Source organism: Stenotrophomonas nematodicola, from assembly GCF_009467805.1.
GTDB classification, from domain to species: domain Bacteria; phylum Pseudomonadota; class Gammaproteobacteria; order Xanthomonadales; family Xanthomonadaceae; genus Stenotrophomonas; species Stenotrophomonas nematodicola.
Map to the genome: position 1 here is coordinate 109215 of NZ_WIAY01000002.1, position 20642 is coordinate 129856.

Sequence of the window (20642 nt, forward strand, 5' to 3'; positions counted from 1 at the left end):
ATGGGGTCAGGCAGGCAACCAGTCGCGCCACGGCAGGCGGGTATCGCCCAGCGCGATGAAGTCGCCGTTCAACAGGGTGTCGCGGCGGTTGTAGCGGAACGGCTTGCCGGTGGCCGCCGACAGCACCGCACCACCGGCGGCGTGCAGCACGCACTGACCTGCGGCGGTGTCCCATTCGGCGGTCGGTCCCAACCGGGGGTAGACGTCGAGCGTGCCCTCGGCGAGCCGGCAGAATTTCAGCGACGAGCCCTGTGCGACCAGCTCGATCCCGCCCATCCGGTCCAGCAGCGCCTGCGTCTGCGGGCTGCGGTGCGAACGGCTGGCGGCGACCTTCAGCGGGGGCACGGCCGGCGTGCGGGTGCGCAGCACCGAGTCGCGCATGCCGTCGCGGCGATACGCCAGCTCACCACGCATCGCATGCCAGACCGTGCCACTGACCGGCGCCAGCACCACGCCGAAGGCCGGCGCCCCCTGGTAGATCAGCGCGATGTTGACGCTGAACTCGTCGTTGCGCTTGACGAACTCGCGGGTGCCGTCGAGCGGATCGACCAGCCAATAGGCACCCCAGTGCTGGCGCACCTCCCACGGCACCTGCGCCGATTCCTCGGACAGGATCGGCAGGTCCGGAGTGAGCTGGCCAAGGCCGCGCTCGATCACCTGGTTGGCGGCCAGGTCGGCCGCGGTGAGCGGGCTGCGATCGGATTTGATCTCCACATCGAACGCAGTGGCATACACCCCCATGATGGCGGCGGCGGCGTCCTGGGCGATGGCGATGACGGTTTCGCGCAGATCCGTCGTGAGTTTGATCATTCCCGACGTCCCAGCCACTCGCGGGCGATGAACAACGCCGCCAGCGAACGGCCTTCGGAGACGTCCTCGCGCAGCATCAGCTGGTCCAGATCGGCCAGCTTCCAGGGCACCACTTCCAGCTCCTCGGGTTCGTCGCCGACCAGGCGTTCGGGATAGAGGTCGCGGGCCACCACCAGCCAGGACTGGTGGCTCATGTAGGTCGGCGCCAGCGTCATCGCGCGCAGCACATCAATGCGGCGGGCACCGTACCCCGCCTCTTCCTTCAGTTCGCGGTCGGCGGCCTGCTCGGGGCTTTCCCCGGCATCGATGCGCCCTTTGACCAGGCCGAGCTCGTAACGGTGCACGCCGGCCGCGTATTCACGCACCAGCAGCACGGTCTCCTCGTCGAGCATCGGCACCACGACCACCGCGCCGTGGCCCCGGCTGACCAGACGCTCGAAACGGCGGCGTTCGCCGTTGGAGAATTCCAGGTCCAGGTGCTGGCGCTGGAAGGGCCCGCTTTCCTCGTCCGTGATCTGGTGGATGATGGGCAGGCGACGGCTCATGCGAACAGGCTCTTGGATAGAATGTGTGCAGGTGAAAACGTGTTCATGAGCCCGAAATGCTAGCAGACCCAGCCCCCCTCACGCTGGCCGACCGGTGGCGGCAACGCGACCTGGCTGTGCTGTGGCACCCGTGCACCCAGATGCGCGAGCACCCCGACACCCTGCCCCTGGTACCGATCGCGCGTGGCGAAGGCCCGTGGCTGATCGACCATGATGGCCGCCGCTACCTGGATGCGGTGAGCAGCTGGTGGACCAATCTGTTCGGTCACGCCGAGCCCCGCATCGGCGCGGCCATCGCGCACCAGGCCACCCAGCTGGAGCAGGTGATGCTGGCCGGCTTCAGCCACGAACCGGCGGTGGCCCTGGCCGAGCGCCTGCTGGCGATCGCACCGCGTCAGCCCGGGCGCGACCCGCTGGCCAAGGTGTTCTACGCCGACAACGGGTCGGCCGGCGTGGAGGTGGCGCTGAAGATGGCGTTCCATTACTTCCGCAACCGCGGCGAGATGCACCGGACCCGCTTCGTGGCGCTGGAGAACGGCTACCACGGCGAGACGCTGGGCGCCCTGTCGGTCGGGGACATTCCGCTGTACCGCCGGGTGTACGCGCCCCTCCTCACCGAAGCGCTGTTCGCACCGTCCCCCGACGCCTATCTGGCCGAGCCCGGTCAAAGTGCCGCCCAGCGCGCCCATGAGGCCGCCGACCGCCTGGCCGACCTGTTCGACCGGCATCCCGGCGAGATCTGCGCGGTGATTCTGGAGCCGCGGCTGCAGTGCGCCGGCGGCATGCGCATGCACGACCCGGTGTATCTGCAGCGGGCGCGGGCGCTGTGCGATGCCAACGGCGCATTCCTGATCGCCGATGAAATCGCTACCGGCTTCGGCCGCACCGGCACGCTGTTCGCCTGCGAACAGGCCGGGGTGATGCCGGACCTGCTGTGCCTGTCCAAGGGCCTTACCGGTGGCTTCCTGCCGCTGGCCGCGGTATTGACCACCCAGGCACTGTACGACGCCTTCCTGGATGACTCGCGCGAGCGTGCCTTCCTGCATTCGCACAGCTATACGGGCAATCCGCTGGCCTGCGCGGCCGCGCTGGCCACGCTGGACATCTTCGCCACTGACGATGTGATCGCGCGCAACCGCAGCACCGCCGAGGTGATGCGGCGACTGGCCGCGCCGTTCGCCGACCATCCCCACATGGCCGACGTGCGCCAGGCCGGCATGGTGGTGGCCTTCGAGCTTGCCCGCAACGGCGACAGACACACCCCCTTCCCTGCCGAGGCGCGGATCGGGCTGCGCGCCTACACCGCCGCGCTGAAGCGCGGGGTGGTGCTGCGCCCACTCGGCAACGTGCTGTATTGGATGCCTCCCTATTGCGTGGAGGACGAACACCTGGACCTGCTGGCCCAGACCACCCTGGCCGCCATCGAGGACGCCACCGCATGCGCGTGACCCGCAGCTTCATCCCGACCGCCCTCGCGATCGGCCAGACCGTGTCGCTGCCCGAGGACGCGGCCAACCACCTGGTGCGCGTGATGCGCCTGCGGGAGGGCGATACCTGCGTGCTGTTCAACGGCGATGGCCACGACTACACCGCACGCCTGGTCGAAGCAGGCAAGCGCGATGCGCAGGTGCGCATCGATGACGCCCACGAGGTGGCCAACGAGTCGCCGTTGCACATCACCCTGCTGCAGGGCATCGCGCGCGGAGAGAAAATGGACCTGATCCTGCAGAAGGCCACCGAGCTGGGCGTGAATGCCATCGTGCCGGTGAACGCCGAACGCACCGAAGTAAAGCTGGATGCGGCGCGCGCGGAAAAGCGCCTGGCCCACTGGGTCAGCGTGGTGGTCTCGGCCTGCGGCCAGTCTGGCCGGGCACGCGTGCCGTCCGTGGCCGCACCGCGATCGCTGCTCGATGCAGCACGCGGCCTGCCCGCCGGGGCGCTCAAGCTGACCCTGGATCCCCTCGGCGAGCATCGCCTGTCCACCCTGCAGGCGGCGGCCGGCGGTGTGGTGATCGCGATCGGGCCCGAGGGCGGCTGGTCGCCGCGCGACCGCCAGGCACTGCAGCAGGCCGGCTTCCAGGGCCTGCAGCTGGGTCCGCGCATCCTGCGCACCGAGACCGCCGGGCTGGCCGCGATTGCGGCCGTGCAGGCGCGTTTGGGCGATCTGGGGTAAGCAGTGCCACGACCCCCGGTCGTGGCCTGCCGGTCACGCCACCGGGTGGGCCTGGTCCAACGCTGCTTCCAGCGCGTCCAGGTCCGGCAGCAGTGCGCTCTGCTCGCCCAGCAGCACACGCATGTGCACGCCCTGCGGCAGGGTCTCCTCGGAGGCGTCGGCCAGCAGGCCGTCGCGCGGGACGGAGATCAACTGCGGGAAACTCTGGGTCAGCAGGGCGAAATAGGGGCGTTGCGCATTGCCTCCCAGGGCCTTCAGCACCACCACCTTGTTGTTGCCATGTACCGGCTCGTCGCCGAGCCCGGACAGGCGCGCGAACGAAAGCAGCGGCACTTCCCAGCCATGCCACGCGATCTGCCCCACCAGCCAGGCGGGCGCATCGGCGATCGTCTCGACCGGCACTTTGGACATCATTTCGGCGACGGTGGCGTTGGGCAGCAGCACGCGCTCATGCCCGGCCTGGATCAGGACGCCGCGGATTTCGTCGTTGTTGGCGTAGCTCATGCGCTCTGGTTCCTGTAATGGGCGGCGGCGTGGTTCACGTGTCCCCGCCCCAACGATCGGCGATGACCTGGGCCAGCTGCTGCGGCTCACCGGCCTCCATGCCCGCAGCGACCACCGCATTGGCGGCGGTCGGGTCGTAGCAGCCCTCACCCACCTGGCCGGCCACCCAGGCACCGGCCACGGCCAGCGCGAGTACGTCATCGACCTGACTGGCATCGGCGCCACTGAGCAGCACCACCGCACTGTGCGCCGGCGGCAGCGCGCCGATCTGGACGCCGTGGGCATCGGCGACGAAGTGCAGGCCGCGGTTGTGGACGGTCACGCCGATGTCGTCGGACAGGATGTACACCTGCCCGGCTTCCACCGGCTGCGCGGCTTCGGCCAGCACCACCGGCAGCGCGGAGACGCGGGCCATCTGTTTGACCAGGTTGCCGTAGCGGCCGCCGTCCAGGCGCATGTGCACCAGTACCGGCGCAGCCAGCGTGGCAGGCAGGCCAGCCAGCAGCCGGCGCAGTGCGTCCGGACCGCCGATGCCTGCCAGCACGAGGACCGCGCCGGGGGCGGCACTGCCCGGGTCCACGTCGGCTTCCAGCGCCACCAGCGACAGGCGTTCGCTGTCGAACGCAGGCGGCGGCACAGCGGCGGCGACGGACGCTGCAGCAGGCGTGCCGTGGTCATCGACCAGCGACCAGCTGCTGTGATCGCCAAAGGAGGCCACCGGCAACGGGGGCGGCGCCACCGGCGGCGCCGCGTTGACGGGCGCCGGCACCGTTTCCGGCGGTGCCTGCAGCCCGGCCAGCGCTTCTTCCAGCGACATCGGCTCGCGGATGCCGGACGGCGCCTGGTAGAGACCGTCGGCCGGCACCTCGGTCGCCGCGTCGAACGCCTCGCGCACGTGGAACGACAGCGGCGCATCGGCATGCAGCTGCGCCGGGGTGGTCGGCAGGCCAGGTTCGGGCTGCAGCAGGTGGTCCTGCTCCGAGCCCGGCGGCAGCACGTCCTGGTGCCCATGCAGCTTGGCCGCCAGGTGACGCGCCCAGCGCTGGGCTTCCCAGCCGTCGCGACGGGCGGCCAGGTCGGCCTCGTCGAAGATCAGGGTCAGCGAGGGCGACGCCAGCACCGGGTCCAGGCGTTCCAGCGCATCCTCGATGGCCGGTTCCAGTGCGATCAGCACCGCGCCCGGATCGGCATCACGCAGCGCCTGTGGCTCCAGGGTATTGGGATCGCCCTCGAACACCAGGCGCGCACCGGCGTGGCCGAGCGCATCGCGCAGGCGGTCGCGCGCCGCACCGTCACGGGCCAGCAGCGCCACCGACAACAGGGGATGGGAGTCACTCGCGGACACGGGCGATCCCCAGCAGGTCGTAAACGTTTCGCATCAGATCCAGTTCCTGGTACGGCTTGCCCAGGTAGCGCTGGACACCGATTTCGAACGCACGCTGGCGGTGCTTGTCGCCGCTGCGCGAGGTGATCATCACGATCGGCACCTGCTGGTAACGCGGATCGGCGCGCATCGCGGTGGCCAGTTCATAGCCATCCATGCGCGGCATCTCGATGTCCAGCAGCATCAGATCGGGCACGCGCTCCTCCAGCCGCTCCAGTGCTTCGACACCGTCGCGGGCGACGGTCACTTCGAAGTTGTGGCGCTCCAGAATGCGGCCGGTGACCTTGCGCATCGTCAGCGAGTCGTCCACCACCATGACCAGCGGCACGTCGCGGTCGCTGACCTGGGTGGTCACCGCGATCGGCTTGTGCGGGTTGGCGAGGAAACGACGCACCAGCGGCGCGACGTCGAGGATGACCACGACGCGGCCATCGCCGGTGATCGTGGCGCCGTAGATACCCGGCACCGATGCGATCTGCAGACCCACCGGTTTGACCACGATTTCGCGGTTGCCGAGCACCTGGTCGATGGCCACGGCGGCCCGCAGGTCGCCGGCGCGCACCAGCAGCAGCGGCACCTGGGCCTGGCCTTCGGCGCGTGCCTGGGCCTGGCCGACCAGCGTGCCCAGGTCGTGCAGGGCGAACTCTTCGCCGCCGTAGTGGTACACACCGGCGCTGGTGGACTCGAAACGCTCGCGGGAGATGCGGCCGATGCCGCTGACCGACGCCACCGGTACCGCGTAGGTGGTGTCACCGATCTGCACGAACACGGCCTGGGTGACCGCCAGCGTCTGCGGCAGGCGCAGCGTGAAGGTGACGCCCTGCCCCCGCACGGAGTGGATGTCCACCGAGCCGCCGAGCTGGCGTACTTCGTTGTGCACCACATCCATGCCCACGCCACGGCCGGCCAGCTGGCTGACCTGGTCGGCGGTGCTGAAGCCGGAGGCGAAGATCATCGCGTCCAATTCGGTGTCGTTGAGGACCGCATCGGCCTCGATCAGGCCGCGCTGTTCGGCACGGCGACGGATCGCGTCACGGTCCAGGCCGGCGCCATCGTCGGCCACTTCCAGCACGATTTCCGAGCCCTCGCGACGCAGGCGGATAGCGATCTCGCCCTCTTCCGGCTTGCCGGCGGCACGGCGCTGCTCCGGCGTTTCAAGACCGTGGGCGACCGAGTTGCGCAGCATGTGTTCCAGCGGCGCGACCATGCGGTCCAGCACGTTGCGGTCCAGTTCGCCGTGGGTGCCTTCCAGCGTGACATGCACCTGCTTGCCGGTGTCCTGGCCGGCCTGGCGCACCACGCGGCGCAGGCGCGGCACCAGCCCGTCGAACGGCACCATGCGCGCGCGCATCAGGCCATCCTGCAGTTCCGAGCTGACGCGCGACTGCTGCTGCAGCAGGACGTCGTACTGGCGCGACAGATCATCCAGCACACCCTGCAGGCCTCCCAGGTCGGCCGCCGATTCGTTCAGCGCGCGGCTGAGCTGCTGCAGGGTGGAGAAGCGGTCCAGTTCCAGCGGATCGAACTTGTGGTCGGCCTGGTCCTGCTCGCGCTGGTAGCGCGCGACAATCTGCGCTTCGGTTTCCAGGTCGAGTCGGCGCAGCTGGTCGCGCAGACGGGCGTTGGTGCGGTCCAGTTCGGACATGGCCCCCCGGAACGCGCCCAGCTGCTGCTCAAGCCGCGAACGGTAGATCGCCACCTCACCGGCATGGTTGACCAGGCGGTCAAGCAGATCGGCGCGCACACGCACCTGTTCCTGCTGCGGACGTGCCAGCGCGTCGTCGTCGCCGACCACTTCCAGCGGCACCGGCGCGGACAGCGGTGCGGCCACCCGTGTGGCGATCGCATCGGCCACGGCCTGGTTGCGGTCCTCCACCACCGGCGCTTCGGCCGGCAGCGCGTCCTCGACCACGACCGCACGGCCCTGGGTCCGCTGCTCGAAGGCGGCGATCAGGTCGTCGGGCATCGCCACCGTGCGGTGGTCACCGGTGCGGGTGAGCATCTGGTGCAGGCGGTCGAAGCCACGCTCCAGCAGATGGACGTCGCTGCGGTCAATGTCGGTGCGGTTGGCCGCCACGGCTTCCAGCAACGATTCGATGCCGTGGCCAAGGTCACCGATCGGATTGATCCCGGCCATACGCGCGCCACCCTTGAGGGTGTGCAGATCGCGCTGCAGCCCGGCCAGCACGTCGCGGTCCTGCGGCGCGGCGCGCAGTTCGCTGATCAGGCCATCGCAGTGGTCGAGCAGATCCTTGCCCTCCTCCACGAAGATGTCGACCAGCTCCTGGTCGAGCACGCTGAAGTCCAGCGCGTCGGCGGCATCCTCGGCACCCTGCCCATCGACCCGCGTGGGCGCTTGCCCGGGGTCGGCGTCGGCGTCGGCGTCGGCGTCGGCGTCGGCGTCAAGGGTCGCGGAGGATGCCGGCGCATCGACCGATGCATCGATCGCGACGGTGGACTGTTCCAGTTCGAAGAACGGCGTGGGCGCGACGCGCGTTGCGGCGCTCTCCTGCGTTCCGGTGTCGTCCAGCGTATCGGCGAACGCATCCGCTTCGGCGCCGTCATCGTTGCTGGCGTCGAGTCCGATCACCCCCACCACGGGCGCCTCATTGCCCTCCGGCGCATCGACCACGGTCAGGCCGTCATCCAGCGCCTGTTGCGTATCCACCGGCTCGCCGAACGACGGCACCGGCGGCAACACGTCGTCCAGGGCATGGGCGTCGGCAATGAGGGCGTCCTCTTCCTCGTCGCTGAACGCCTCACCGTCGAACGCCGGCGGCGCGGCATCGGTGGCGTCGTGGTCTGCCGGCGCGGCGCCGGCGTTGTCGTGGACCACACCAAAGTAGCGCGACAGGTCATCGGCGGCGGTCAGCTCGACCGCGTCCAGACCGTCCGCTGCGGTGTCGTTCGCGGCGGTCTCCAGCACGGCATCCACCGCAACAACCACGTCGGCATCGGCGTCGTCGCCGCTGGCGGTCGCGACGCCGGCCGTACCGGTGGCAAGGGCCGCCGGGAGCGATGTTTCATCGAGGAAGCGGGACAGGTCGTCGCTGCCCGTCAGGTCGTCGCTGCCCGTCAGGTCGCCGATGGACAGCACCGACGCCTCGTCGGCGGCCAGGTCTGCCGCATCCAGGACCACCAGGCCGTCGGCCTCGAGCTCCGCGTCCTGCACATCCACGTCGTCGGACGCATCGGCACGGGCGAAGCCGGCCGCGTCGACGTCCTGTACGGATGCGTCGGCGTCGGGCAGTACGTCCGCGCCCAGTGGATCGGCGGCCGCCCTCTGTCCGGCGTCACTCACCGCGACAGCGTCGATGTCCTCGATGCGCTCGTCAGCATGGGCATCAGCCTCAGACGGTGCATCGATTGCTGTCGCATCGGCATCCGCGCTCTTCACTGCCTCGACCACCGGCTCGGCGTCGATGGCGTCGATGGCGTCGATGACGTCGGCGTCGGCGTCGAGCGCATCGAGCTCCGCCGTCTCCACGTCGATCGCGTCGTCGTCGACCAGCGCCGGCCAGCGCGCTTCGGGCAGCCGATCGGCCAGCGCCTGCAGGCGTGCGGCCAGGTCGTGCTGCACCGGAATGCGCGGGAACTCGGTCTGCAACGCGTTCATGGTCAGCGTGATCGCGGCGGCGGCATCGCGCAGCGCCGCCACACCGTCGGTCTCCGGCGTTTCACCGGCCGCCAGCGAGCGCTTGATGAACGATTCGGCAGCCCCGGTGACGGCCGTGATCTCCGGCACCTCGGTCATCGCGAACGCACCGTTCATGGTGTGCATGGCACGCAGCAGCAGATCGGTCACCGGCGCCGGGGTCACCGCTGCCGAATCCAGCCACGCGTGCAGCGTGGCCAGGTGGGTGTCGACCTCGGCCTCGAGGATTTCGCGCAGCACGCTGTCGATATTGGCCGGCGTACCGGCCTCGACCGGGGCGTCCGCCGGCACCTCGAGCGCGGGCTCGACAGGCGTCTCGGCGGTCGTGTTCTCCGCCACGGGCGCGGCAACGGGGGCCGGGCGCTGCAGCGGCACGTGGAAGGTCTCTTCACCGGCCGCCACGCGGTCGGCAATGGCCTGCATGGCCTGCAGGTCGGCGGTCACGCGGCTGTCGCCGCGCAGCGCGGCATTGAGCTGCGGCAGCACTTCATAGGCCTGGGTGACCATCGCGACGACCGCCGGGGTGGCCGCGCGGCTGCCGTCGAGCACGCGGTTGAGCATGCCTTCGACCTTCCAGCTGAACTCGCCCAGGGTGCGTGCGCCCACCAGACGGCCGCTGCCCTTGAGGGTATGGAAGACGCGACGGATCGGGCGCAGGCGGTCCAGATTGTCGGGCGCGGCACGCCATGCCGGCAGCAGGTTGCCCAGATTCTCCAGTTCTTCGTCGAATTCCTCGATGAAGACGTCGCGGATGTCCTGGTCGATGTTTTCGCCATCGTCCTCGAAACCGGCATCGATGCTGGTATCAAGGGTGTCCGGCGCCAGCGTGGCCGCGACCGGTGTCTCGACGGGCTGGGTGGTGAACTGGGCCGCCGCCGCGTCCAGCTCGGCCAGGAACCGCGCCGATTCGTCATCGAGGTCGATCTTGCCGATCACCGCTTCATGCACGCCGCCGCTGACCGGGGTCAGCGGCACATCGACCGCCAGGGTGTCGTCAGGCAGCGCATCGGCGGGGACAGCGTCCTCGACCGGCGCAGGTGCATCCGCGTCCATGTCGCCGGACGCGGCAACGCCATCGCTGCCGCCGCCGGCGGCGGTGTCCTGCAGGAAGGTCGGCAATGCGTCCACATCGAACGCGTCCGGTTCGGCCAGGTGCGCCGCCTCCTGGACACGCTGGGCATCCTGGACATCCAGCGACAGCACGTCGTCGGCGTTGCGCAGGTCGTCGTCGAAGGTGAACTCGATCGGCTCGTCGCTGATGTCCAGCACGTCATGCTCAGCGGCCACCGGGTCGAAGCCGGCGGCGCTGTGGGCGATCACGATCTCGTCGGCCACGGCATCGACATCATCGGCCCCCGACAGCGCATCGGCGGTGTCGGTATCGGCGGCCTCGGCGGCAACGCTGTCCAGCGTCGGCACGAGGTTCCATGCGGTCGGCGCGGTCGGCGTTTCGGCCTGCACCGGATCGAACGCGGCAGATGCCGGTGAGACCTCATCATGCGGCCGCGCGGTGGACAGCTCCCACTGCGGCGCGTCCGGTGCCACCGGCGCGGTGGAGGCGTTGAACACCAGCGCGACCGGCGCGACCGGCGGGGGTTGCGCGGGTGCCGCGGGCAGCGGATCGAAGGTGAAGTCCGGCAACGGGGGCGGCACGCTGACCGGTTCCTGCGCAGCGAGCGGGGTCGGTTCGATCGCGATCGGCTCGATCGACGGCGCGTCCCACGCGGCCACATCGATGCGCTCGGCGGCGACCGGCAGCGCTTCGGCGCTGGTATCCGCCGGCGCGCTGCCGGCCTCCGGCAACGGCCAGTAACGCAGGGTTTCCAGGCTGCTGCGGGTGATGTCCAGGATCTCGTCGCGACCGGGACGGCGTTCGCGCAGCGCTTCCAGGTAGTACTCCAGGCTGGCCATCGCATCGGCCAGCGTGTCGAGCTGGCGACCGCTGGGAACGCGCTGTTTGCCGATCAGCTCAACGGCAATGTACTGGCGCACGCCCTGCAGGTAGTCGGCCGGCACGGCCAGATCCAGCATGCGCAGCGCGCCGGACACCTCGCCCAGCAGGCGCGGCACTTCCTGCAGCTGCGCGTGGCTCCAGTTGGTTTCGATGAAGGCGACGAAGTGCTCGCGCGCCGCGGCGAAGTTGGCGATCGCCTCATGGGCCAGCACTTCCACCGTGCGGCGGTTTTCCACCGCGCTCGGGTCGTCCTCGCCACTGCCGCCGGCCCCGAGGTGGGCCACCTGGTCGTCCAGCGATGCATCCACGTACAGCAGCGCGCCGGCGATATCCAGCAGCAGCCCTTCGTCGATCTGCTGTTCGCCGTCGACCACGCTGCGCAGCGCATCGCGCTGCTGCACGACCACGCCGCGGGCAACGCCCAGGCCCATCATGCCGAGGGTATCGGCCACCGCACCCAGCTCGTTGACCTGGGTCTGCAGCTGCACCGGCTCGCCGTTGGTGCGCAGGTGCAGATCGAGCGCATCCTTGATGCGCAGCAGTTCTTCCTTGACCGCGTTGCCCACGGTATCGAGCAGCTCGCGGTTGCGGCCGCTCAGGCTGCCGCGCGCGTGGTCCAGTTCGGCTTCGGTGGCGCTGGCGCTGTCCGGCGCGAAGGCGAACAGCACGCTTTCGTTGATGCCCGGCGCAGCGCGCGCAGCCCGGATGTCATTGAGCAGCGGCAGCAGCACGATCGGGATATCCCGGTGGCCGTTCTGCAGGCGCTCCAGATAATCGGGCAGCAGCACGCTGCCGCGCATCAGCGTGGCACAGGCTTCATCGCGGTCGGGCACCTGTCCGGCACCGATGGCGTTGGCCAGCTGTTCCAGCTCCTCGGCCACCATCGCCGGAGCATACAGCTCGACCATCCGCAGGGTGCCCTGCACCTGATGCAGGTAGCCGGCGCAGAAGCGCATGCGGCCGCCGTCAGCGGGGTCTTCCACGAAGTACTCGACCTCGTGCCGGACCTGGCGCAGGGTTTCGTCCAGCTCCGGCTTGACCCAGCCCAGGGCAGCGTGGCTCATCGCATCGCGCAGCGTGCTCATGCCAGGGCTCCGGGCAGGTTCGCGCACAGGATGTGCTGGTGATTGTGGCGATGCATCATCTGCTGATTCCTTCCCTCTCCGCCCTGCCGGTCGTTCACGCCGGCAGCTTGAAGTCGGCAACCGAGCGGCGCAGGTCGGCCGCCAGCTGTGCCAAATGACCGATCGACTCGGCGGTCTGTCCCGCACCCTGCGAGGTCTGGCCGGTAATCTGACGGATCACGCCCATCGTGCGGGTGATGTCCGATGCAGCGGCCGACTGCTGCTGGGCAGCGATCGAGATGTTCTTGATGAGGTTGTTGAGCGCGTTGGACACGCGTTCGATTTCGGTCAGGGCGGTACCGGCGTCTTCGGCCAGGCGCGCACCGGACACCACTTCGGCGGTGGTCTGCTCCATCGAGCTGACCGCTTCGTTGGTATCGGCCTGAATGGCCTGGACGAGGTTTTCGATGCGTCGCGTCGCGCCGGAGGTACGTTCTGCCAGGCGCTGCACTTCGTCGGCCACGACCGCGAAACCACGCCCGGCTTCACCGGCCGAGGCCGCCTGCACGGCCGCGTTCAAGGCCAGGATGTTGGTCTGCTCGGAAATGTCGTTGATCAGTTCCACGATCGAGCCGATTTCCTGCGAGGACTCACCCAGGCGCTTGATGCGCTTGGAGGTTTCCTGGATCTGGTCGCGGATCTGGTCCATGCCCTGGATCGTTTCGCGCACCACGCCGGCACCTTCGGCGGCGATGACCACCGAGCGCTGGGCCACGTCGGCCGATTCGGCCGAGTTGCGCGACACCTGCTCGATGCTCGACGCGATTTCGCCGATGCGGTCCGACGCCGAGGTGATCTGGTTGGCCTGGTGACCGGCCGCTTCGGCCAGCTGCATGGCCGTGGCCTGCGTTTCCTGGGTGGACACGGCGACCTTGGCCGAGGTGTCGTTGATGGTGGTCACCAGGTGGCGCAGTTCGTCCACGGCGTAGTTGATCGCGTCGGCGATCGCGCCGGTCATGTCCTCGGTCACCGAGGCCTTGACCGTCAGGTCGCCTTCACCCAGCGAGCTGATTTCGTCCAGCAGCCGCATGATCGCCTGCTGGTTGCGGCTGTTGAACTCCACCTGGGTCTGGTAGCGCAGTTCCTGTTCACGCGATCGGCTGCGCACGGTGCTGCTGACGAAGCCGACGATGGCGATAAGCGACAGCGCGCCGGAAATCACGCCCAGCCAGAAGTTCGGGAACAACCGCGTATCGCGCACCGAACCGAACGAGGAGAAGGCTTCGAACAGCTTCTTGCTGTCGTCCAGCATCCTGCCGGCGCCGGCGGTCAGGGCGGCGGCCGACGACTGCGCGGCGAACAGCTGGCGCGAGCTGGCCAGGATCGCGTCGGCGTCCTGCTTCATCGTGTCCCACTGCTTCTGCGACTGCTCAAGCGCGGTCAGTGCGGCGGCGTTGCGGACCGGGGTGATGCCCAGTTCCTCGTTGCCGTTGCGCAGCGCGTCGAGCACCTGGGTGAACACCACCGAGTCGCGCGCCAGCGCATCGCCGGCGGCAGCGGCATTGGCGCCACCGGCGCGCATTTCGGTCACACGGCGGGCCATCGAGCCCACCACCACGACCTGCTGCAGGGCGTTGTAGACCTGCGAGGCGGGCGCGCCGCCGGCCGACATCGCGCGGACCACTTCGTTCAGCTGCGCCTGCAGGGCCGGCACGCCGTTGACGAAGTTGTTGGCATTGCCGGCCAGCGCCAGCACCGCCGGTTCACTGGCCACCAGCTGGCCGGCGCTCTTGCCGAGCGGCTCCCAGGTCTGGCTGAGCTGCTCCAGCGGGCCGGCCACGTTGGCCTCGTTGCCGTAGCGCCCCTTGAGGTTGCTCACCGTGCCTTCGATGCGGGTCTTGGTGTCCTTGAACGCAGTGAACGCCTGCGCGTTGCCCGACACCGCCTCACGGCCCTGGTTGGCCAGCTGCTGGGACAACACCTGCAGGTCGGCCGCGCCGGTGCTGGCGCCGGCCAGGCGGCTGCCCTGCCAGGTGGCTACGCCGGTGTTGACGCCGAACACGATCATCGACAGGGCCAGCAGGCCCAGCCAGAAATTGGTTCCCACCGAGCCCAGCTTGCCGGCCTTGGCGGATTCCGAAGCAGTACTCATGGTTCAACCTCGATCTTCAATGCGGTGAGACAGACGGCGACGGTCAGGCCGCAGCCTGCCTGAATTCGGGGGTGCGCGACAGCAGCGACAGCGAGAACACGCCCCAGTCATGACCGTCGCCGTGGAAGGCGCGGTCGACGAAGTGGCCGTACCGGCCTTCGGCGAGATCGCCGGCCGCCACGTCCTGGTCCTGCTCGAAGCTGCGCTGGCCGAACAGCTCATCGATGGTCAGCGCGACGTCGCCACCGGCCTGGCGCATGATCAGCACGCGCTGGCCTTCCTGCTGCACGGTGCGCTCGCCTTCCAGGAAGTACTTCAGGTCGACCACCGGGAACAGATTGCCGCGCAGGTTGCCCACGCCCAGCAGCCACGGCTGCGCGCCGGGCACCGGGGTCACCGGCGGCATCGGCACGATTTCAACCACTTCACGGAAGTCGGACACCAGCCGGCGCCTGCCGACCCGGTAGCCGACACCACGCCACAGATCCTGCGAAAACTGTCGTTCCGGCAGCTGCACGGCATGGGCCAGGCTGCGCCGTTCGTAGGCTTCCAGGATGTCGAAGGGAGAGCGCATCAGACCACCAGTTCGTTGATCCGCGCGATCAGTTCCTCCTCGCGCGGCGGCTTGACGATGTAATCGGCCGCCCCCTGTCGCAGCCCCCATGCCTTGTCGGTTTCCATCGCCTTGGTACTGACGATGACCACCGGGATGTGCCTGGTCGCTGCGTCCCGCGCCATCGCGCGGGTCGCCTGGAAACCACTCATGCCCGGCAGCACGACGTCCATCAGCACCAGCTGCGGCAACTGCTCGCGCACGAGCTGGAGCCCGTCCTCGGCGTTGTCCGCTTCCAGTACTTCATGGCCGGCCTTGCGCAACCACTGCGTGAACACCGCACGGTCGGTCGGTGAATCCTCGATCAGAACGATTCGAGCCATTGTGCCTTTCCCCCCTGGTCAGGCGTTTACGTATGTGCGGATGGCACCCAGCAGTTCTTCACGCGTGAATGGCTTGGTCAGGTACTGCTCCGAGCCGACGATGCGCCCGCGCGCCTTGTCGAACAGGCCGTCCTTGGAGGACAGCATGATCACCGGCGTGGACTTGAACAGCTGGTTGCCCTTGATCAACGCGCAGGTCTGATACCCGTCAAGACGCGGCATCATGATGTCCACGAAGATGATCTGCGGTTGCTGGTCGGCGATCTTGGCCAGCGCCTCGAAACCATCGGTCGCGGTCACCACCTCGCAGCCTTCGCGCTTGAGCAGTGTTTCCGCGGTCCTGCGAATGGTCTTCGAATCATCGATGACCATGACCCTGAGCCCTGCGAGTTCCCCACCCGCAGCCATGTTTTCAGTCATTACCTTTCCCCGAGCGCGCGACGCTTCTGCTGGTCTGGCGCCGCTGCGAAAGCGTATCTATATCCCAATTCCGGCGCAGGCTTCAAGCACCGCGGCTGCCGCCAAGCAGGCCGCGGGTCTCCGCCCCCCGCCGGACCCGGAACTGCGCAAACCCGCGGCCGCCACCGGCGCCGGCGGACACTGCGTTGCAGCCGTACCGGGCAGGCAACCGGGGGCCATTGCCGCTACCATCATCGGCCTGCCCGCCAGGTTGCGACCATGCCGTTGAACGTCATCGTGGTGATGGACCCCATCGCCGACATCAAGATTGCCAAAGACACCACCTTCGCCATGCTGCTGGAAGCCCAGCGACGCGGCCATGCCCTGCACTACGTCGCCCCGGGCGGCCTGGCACTGCGGGACGGCCAGGCGGTCGCCCGGACCGCACCGCTGCAGGTGCGCGACGACGCGCGGGACTGGTTCACCCTGGGCGAATTCAGCCAGACCCCGTTCGGCCCCGGCCAGGTCGTGCTGATGCGCAAGGACCCGCCGGTGGATGCCGAATTCATCTACGACACCCACGTGCTCAGCGTGGCCGGGCAGGCCGGCGCGATGGTCGTGAACGACCCGCAGGGCCTGCGCGACTTCAATGAGAAGCTGGCTGCGCTGCTGTTCCCGCAGTGCTGTCCGCCGACCCTGGTCAGCCGTCGCAGTGCCGACCTGAAAGCCTTCGTGCTCGAACACGGCCAGGCCGTGCTCAAGCCGCTGGATGGCATGGGCGGGCGCTCGATCTTCCGCAGCGGCACCGGCGACCCGAACCTGAACGTGATTCTGGAAACCCTGACCGACGGCGGGCGTACGCTGGCGCTGGCGCAGAAGTTCATTCCCGACATCACCGCCGGCGACAAGCGCATCCTGCTGGTGGACGGCGAACCGGTCGACTACTGCCTGGCGCGCATCCCGCAGGGCGACGAGTTCCGTGGCAATCTCGCCGCCGGCGGCCGCGGCGAAGGCCGCCCGCTGAGCGAGCGCGACCGCTGGATCGCCGCGCAGGTGGGCCCGGAAATGAAGCGCCGTGGCATGCGCTTCGTCGGCCTGGACGTGATCGGCGACTATCTCACCGAGGTCAACGTCACCAGCCCCACCTGCGTACGCGAACTGGATGCGCAGTTCGGCCTCAACATCGCCGGGCTGCTGTTCGATGCGATCGAGGCCGGTCTGCCGCAATGAGTGCCCGCGTCGCTCCGGCCCTCAGCCCGCAGGCGCGCGAGTCGCAGCGGCTGGGCGCGACCCTGACCCTGTCGGTGATCGTGCACGGGCTGCTCATCCTCGGCGTGGGCTTCGCGGTCAGCGACCAGGCCCCGTTGGTGCCGACCCTGGATGTGATCTTCAGCCAGACCCGGACCGCGCTGACGCCCAAACAGGCCGACTTCCTTGCCCAGGCCAGCCAGGTCGGCGGCGGCGACCACGACAAGGCCGAGCGCCCGCGCGACAACCAGGCCGGGATCGTGCCGCAGCCGCAGACCGGCCTGTCGCCGGTGCCGCAGCAGCGCCAGGATGCGGCCAGCCCGCCGCCCCCGCAGGCACGCGTGATCAGCAGCCGCAACAGCCCCGACAGCGTCGCCGACGCGCAGCCGCAACCGCTGCCCGACCGCCCCACGCCGGACGCGCCGGTCACCGCACGCGAACAGCGCGACGCGGAGATGGCGCGGCTGGCGGCCGAAGTGCACCTGCGCTCGGCGCAGTACGCCAAGCGCCCCAACCGGAAGTTCGTGTCGGCGAGCACGCGCGAATACGCCTACGCCAACTACCTGCGGGCCTGGGTCGACCGTGCCGAGCGGGTGGGCAATCTGAACTACCCCGATGAGGCGCGCCAACGCCGGCTCGGCGGCCAGGTGGTGATCACCGTGGGCGTCCGCCGCGACGGCAGCGTGGAAAGCAGCCGCATCCTGCGCAGCAGCAACAGCCCCCTGCTGGATGCCACCGCGCTGCGCGTCATCGCCCTGGCCCAGCCGTTCCCGCCGCTGCCCAGAACCGACGATGGCGTGGACATCCTGCAGGTCACGCGCACCTGGGTGTTCCTGCCCGGCGGCGAGCTGCGCGACGACCGCTGACCCGGCCACTGACGAGGCCGGGCGCCGGTACGCCACTACCCCTGCTTTGCCGCCCGCGCCGCCTGCTGCTCGACCAGGGTCAACGCCACGTTGTCGCGCAGATAGGCCGGCTCCACCCGCTCCGGCGCCACGGCCTCACCGCGCTCGAACGCCGGCACTGCCAGCGCCAGCACGTCCGAGGCGCGCGGCAGGGCCAGCGGATCCACGCCCGCCAGCTGCGGCGCCAGGCGCGTGGCCAGCACGCCATCGGCAGCACCGAACCCGGTGCCCACGCCGAACCAGCGCGTGCCGTCGGGCAGGACCACGGCGTCGGGCGCGCACACCACTTCCTCGCCCTGCAGCCGCCATTGGCCGTCCACGCGCACCTGGCGGGCCACGTACACCTCGCCCATGCGCGCGTCGATGCTGGACAGCACCTGGTCGGCATCGGCCGGCGCACGCAGCGCCAGCGTCTGCAGCGTTGAAATCGGTACCAGCGGGCGGTCCAGCGCCAGGGCGATCCCCTGCGCGATCGCGATCGCCAGGCGTACGCCGGTGAAGGCGCCGGGGCCGCGGCTGAGCGCGATCGCATCCAGCTGCGACCGGGCCACGCCCGCCTCGGCCAGCAGCGCCTCGGCCCACGGCAGGCTCAGCTCGGCATGGCGGCGCGGGGCGATCTCGAAGCGCTCCAGCACCTGCCCATCCACATGCAGGGCGACGGAGCAGGCTTCGGTGGCGGTTTCAAAGGCAAGCAGTTTCATGGCGGTCAGAACAGGGAAGTGGGGAAATCGTCGGCGGCCGGCGCCGCTGCAGCGGCGGGAGCGGCAGCGGCAACGGCAGGCCCGCTGGCTGCGTCGGCGGGCCATTGTGGCGCAAAGAACGCGCGGACATCGTCCAGCGCCCGGGTGCGGCGGAACGGCGGCAGCGAATCCAGGAATATCCGGCCGTAGCCGCGGCTGAGCAGGCGCGGATCGCACAGCACCAGCACGCCGCGGTCGGTCTCGCTGCGGATCAACCGGCCCACGCCCTGCTTGAGCGCGATCACCGCCTGGGGCAGCTGCTCGTCGCGGAACGGGTTGCCGCCGTCGCGGCGGATCGCGTCCAGGCGCGCTTCGAACACCGGATCGTCCGGGGCGGCAAAGGGCAGTTTGTCGATCACCACCACGCTCAGCGCATCGCCGACCACGTCCACGCCTTCGCGGAAACTGGCCGAGCCGAGCAGCACGCCATTGCCCGACTCGCGGAAGCGCTGCAGCAGCGTGGCACGCGGCGCCTCGCCCTGTACGAACAAGGGCCAGGGCGCATCGCGCAGCGCTTCGGCTGCTTCGCGCAGGGCGCGGTGCGAGGCGAACAGCAGGAAAGCACGTCCGTCGGACGCCGCCAGCACCGGGGTCAAGGCGCGGATCAGCGCGGTGCCGAAACCGCGCGCGCCCGGATCGGGCAGATCGGTGGGCAGGTAACACAGCGCCTGGCGCGCCCAGTCGAACGGGCTGGCCTGCAGCAGCGTCACCGGGTCGTCCAGGCCGAGCCGCTGCGCGATGTGATCGAAATGGCCGTCCACGGTCAGCGTGGCCGAGGTGAATACCCAGGCCGCCATCGAGCGCTGCCGATGCTCGCGCAGCGGTCCGGAGACATCCATCGGGGTGCGCTGGCAACGGAAGCCGCGTGGCGTCAGTTCGTACCAGAGCACCTCGGCCGGTGCCGGCACCTGCTCGGGGTCCACGTCGAAATCCGGCAGCGGCGCATCGTCGCCCAGCCACCGCGACAGCCGCGACACCGCCTCCTGCGCACGCGCATGGCAGGCGTCCAGGCCGGCCGACGCCTCGCGCACGCCGGCCAGGCCATCGCGCAGCGTCACCAGCGCGGCCATCGCCGCGTCGAATCCGTCGCGCACCTGCGGCACCGCCAGCGCGCGCCATTGGGTGCCGCGCGGCGGCAGGCCATCCATCGCGATGCGCAGATCGCGCAGCCCCTGCTCCAGTGCGGCGGCAGGCGCCTGCAGCGCGGCCTGCGCGCCGGCCACGCTGCGGCTCTCTGCCAGACAGTCGCGCGCCAGCTCCTGCCAGGGGCGCATGCCGAAACCTTCGCCGAAGAAGTTGGCTGCCAGCTCCGGCAGCTGGTGCGCTTCGTCGATCACGAAGGCCTGCGCGCCCGGCAGAATTTCGCCGAAGCCCTCCTGCTTCAGCGCCAGGTCGGCCAACAGCAGATGGTGGTTGACCACCACCACGTCGGCCGCCTGGGCGCGCTGGCGGGCCTGCACCACGAAGCAGTCGTCCCAGAACGGGCACTCGGTACCGAGACAGTTGTCGACCGTGGAGGTCACCATCGGGTACAGCGGCGAATCTTCCGGCAGCGCGTCCAGTTCGGCCATATCGCCAAAGCGCGTACGCCCCGACCACGCCAGGATGCGCTGGAACTGGGCCACCTGTTCCGGCGAGGAGAAGCGCGGCTCGCCACGCGCCTGCTGCAGGCGGTAGCGGCACAGATAGTTGGCGCGGCCCTTGAGCAGCGCACTGCTGTGACCTACCCCCAGTGCGGCGCGCACACGCGGCAGATCGCGGTGGTAAAGCTGGTCCTGCAGCGCGCGGGTACCGGTGGAGATGATGGTCTTCAGCCCGGACAGCAGGGCCGGCACCAGGTAGGCGTAGGTCTTGCCGGTGCCGGTACCGGCCTCGGCCAGCAGCACGTCGCGCTGGTCGAAGGCTTCGGCGATGGCCGCGGTCAGGCGCAGCTGCGCCGGGCGCGGCACGAAGGCATCAAGTTGGCTGGCAAGCGCACCGCCCTCGCTGAGGGCGTCGCCGCTGGCAGTGGCAAGGCGGGACATCGCCCCATGATAATCCCCGGCCGCCACCGCGCGCCGGATTGCCGTCGTGGAGCGGGGCTCTGCCCTGCTGTTCCCGGTCAGATGCTGCCGGGCAGAACCCGGCACTGCCGGGCAGAGCCCGGCACTACGTGACGTGGGCCGGCACTACG

The 20642-nt window shown here is 69.6% G+C and carries 15 protein-coding genes; 4 read left to right on the forward strand and 11 right to left on the reverse strand.

The window, feature by feature from the left end:
- Positions 1-6: 6 nt before the first annotated feature.
- Both cysQ and nudE read right to left on the reverse strand, forming a co-directional pair.
- Positions 7-810, reverse strand: coding sequence for a 3'(2'),5'-bisphosphate nucleotidase CysQ (gene cysQ / locus GDJ08_RS08055; RefSeq protein WP_017354596.1), 804 nt, complete (start codon positions 808-810; stop codon positions 7-9).
- Positions 807-1355: an ADP compounds hydrolase NudE gene (gene nudE / locus GDJ08_RS08060; protein ID WP_017354595.1), complete on the reverse strand. Its 549-nt coding sequence runs from the start codon at positions 1353-1355 to the stop codon at positions 807-809. The genes cysQ and nudE overlap by 4 nt, the downstream gene beginning before the upstream one ends.
- 56 nt (positions 1356-1411) lie before the next feature.
- Here nudE and bioA point away from each other — a divergent pair, with 56 nt between their 5' ends.
- Together bioA and GDJ08_RS08070 are read left to right on the forward strand one after the other, a co-directional pair.
- The gene (gene bioA / locus GDJ08_RS08065; RefSeq protein WP_017354594.1) at positions 1412-2803 is read left to right on the forward strand and encodes an adenosylmethionine--8-amino-7-oxononanoate transaminase; all 1392 of its coding nucleotides are present in this window, start codon (positions 1412-1414) and stop codon (positions 2801-2803) included.
- Positions 2794-3528: a 16S rRNA (uracil(1498)-N(3))-methyltransferase gene (locus tag GDJ08_RS08070; protein ID WP_153164660.1), complete on the forward strand. Its 735-nt coding sequence runs from the start codon at positions 2794-2796 to the stop codon at positions 3526-3528. The genes bioA and GDJ08_RS08070 overlap by 10 nt, the downstream gene beginning before the upstream one ends.
- A 33-nt stretch (positions 3529-3561) precedes the next feature.
- Here the strand turns inward: GDJ08_RS08070 and GDJ08_RS08075 are convergent, their stop codons facing one another.
- The 7 genes from GDJ08_RS08075 to pilG form a co-directional block, all read right to left on the reverse strand.
- On the reverse strand, positions 3562-4032 hold the full coding sequence (locus tag GDJ08_RS08075; protein WP_017354592.1) for a chemotaxis protein CheW: 471 nt from the start codon (positions 4030-4032) through the stop codon (positions 3562-3564).
- 34 nt (positions 4033-4066) lie between these two features.
- Positions 4067-5377, reverse strand: coding sequence for a chemotaxis protein CheB (locus tag GDJ08_RS08080; protein ID WP_153164661.1), 1311 nt, complete (start codon positions 5375-5377; stop codon positions 4067-4069).
- A complete protein-coding gene (locus GDJ08_RS08085) occupies positions 5364-12110 on the reverse strand; it encodes an Hpt domain-containing protein (RefSeq protein ID WP_153164662.1) in 6747 nt (2248 codons plus the stop codon). The genes GDJ08_RS08080 and GDJ08_RS08085 overlap by 14 nt, the downstream gene beginning before the upstream one ends.
- A gap of 94 nt (positions 12111-12204) precedes the next feature.
- The gene (locus GDJ08_RS08090) at positions 12205-14241 is read right to left on the reverse strand and encodes a methyl-accepting chemotaxis protein (RefSeq protein ID WP_017356961.1); all 2037 of its coding nucleotides are present in this window, start codon (positions 14239-14241) and stop codon (positions 12205-12207) included.
- A 43-nt stretch (positions 14242-14284) separates the two neighbouring features.
- Positions 14285-14815 carry a chemotaxis protein CheW gene (locus GDJ08_RS08095; protein ID WP_017356960.1) on the reverse strand — a complete coding sequence of 177 codons (531 nt, stop codon included), beginning with the start codon at positions 14813-14815 and terminating at the stop codon, positions 14285-14287.
- Positions 14815-15177 carry a response regulator gene (locus GDJ08_RS08100; RefSeq protein ID WP_017356959.1) on the reverse strand — a complete coding sequence of 121 codons (363 nt, stop codon included), beginning with the start codon at positions 15175-15177 and terminating at the stop codon, positions 14815-14817. Before GDJ08_RS08100 ends, GDJ08_RS08095 begins: the two co-directional genes overlap by 1 nt.
- An 18-nt stretch (positions 15178-15195) precedes the next feature.
- Positions 15196-15597, reverse strand: coding sequence for a twitching motility response regulator PilG (gene pilG / locus GDJ08_RS08105; protein WP_017356958.1), 402 nt, complete (start codon positions 15595-15597; stop codon positions 15196-15198).
- A gap of 258 nt (positions 15598-15855) precedes the next feature.
- On the opposite strand from pilG, the gene gshB reads away from it, so the two are divergent.
- Both gshB and GDJ08_RS08115 read left to right on the forward strand, forming a co-directional pair.
- Positions 15856-16806, forward strand: coding sequence for a glutathione synthase (gene gshB / locus GDJ08_RS08110; protein WP_017356957.1), 951 nt, complete (start codon positions 15856-15858; stop codon positions 16804-16806).
- Entirely contained in the window at positions 16803-17690 is an 888-nt protein-coding gene (locus tag GDJ08_RS08115) for an energy transducer TonB family protein (protein ID WP_153164663.1), read from the forward strand. The genes gshB and GDJ08_RS08115 overlap by 4 nt, the downstream gene beginning before the upstream one ends.
- A 35-nt stretch (positions 17691-17725) precedes the next feature.
- Here the strand turns inward: GDJ08_RS08115 and tsaB are convergent, their stop codons facing one another.
- Positions 17726-18430, reverse strand: coding sequence for a tRNA (adenosine(37)-N6)-threonylcarbamoyltransferase complex dimerization subunit type 1 TsaB (gene tsaB / locus GDJ08_RS08120; protein WP_136003058.1), 705 nt, complete (start codon positions 18428-18430; stop codon positions 17726-17728).
- Positions 18431-18435: 5 nt separating this feature from the next.
- Complete coding sequence (gene yoaA / locus GDJ08_RS08125) at positions 18436-20493, reverse strand: DNA repair helicase YoaA (RefSeq protein ID WP_229296478.1); 2058 nt, start codon at positions 20491-20493, stop codon at positions 18436-18438.
- Positions 20494-20642: the final 149 nt, after the last annotated feature.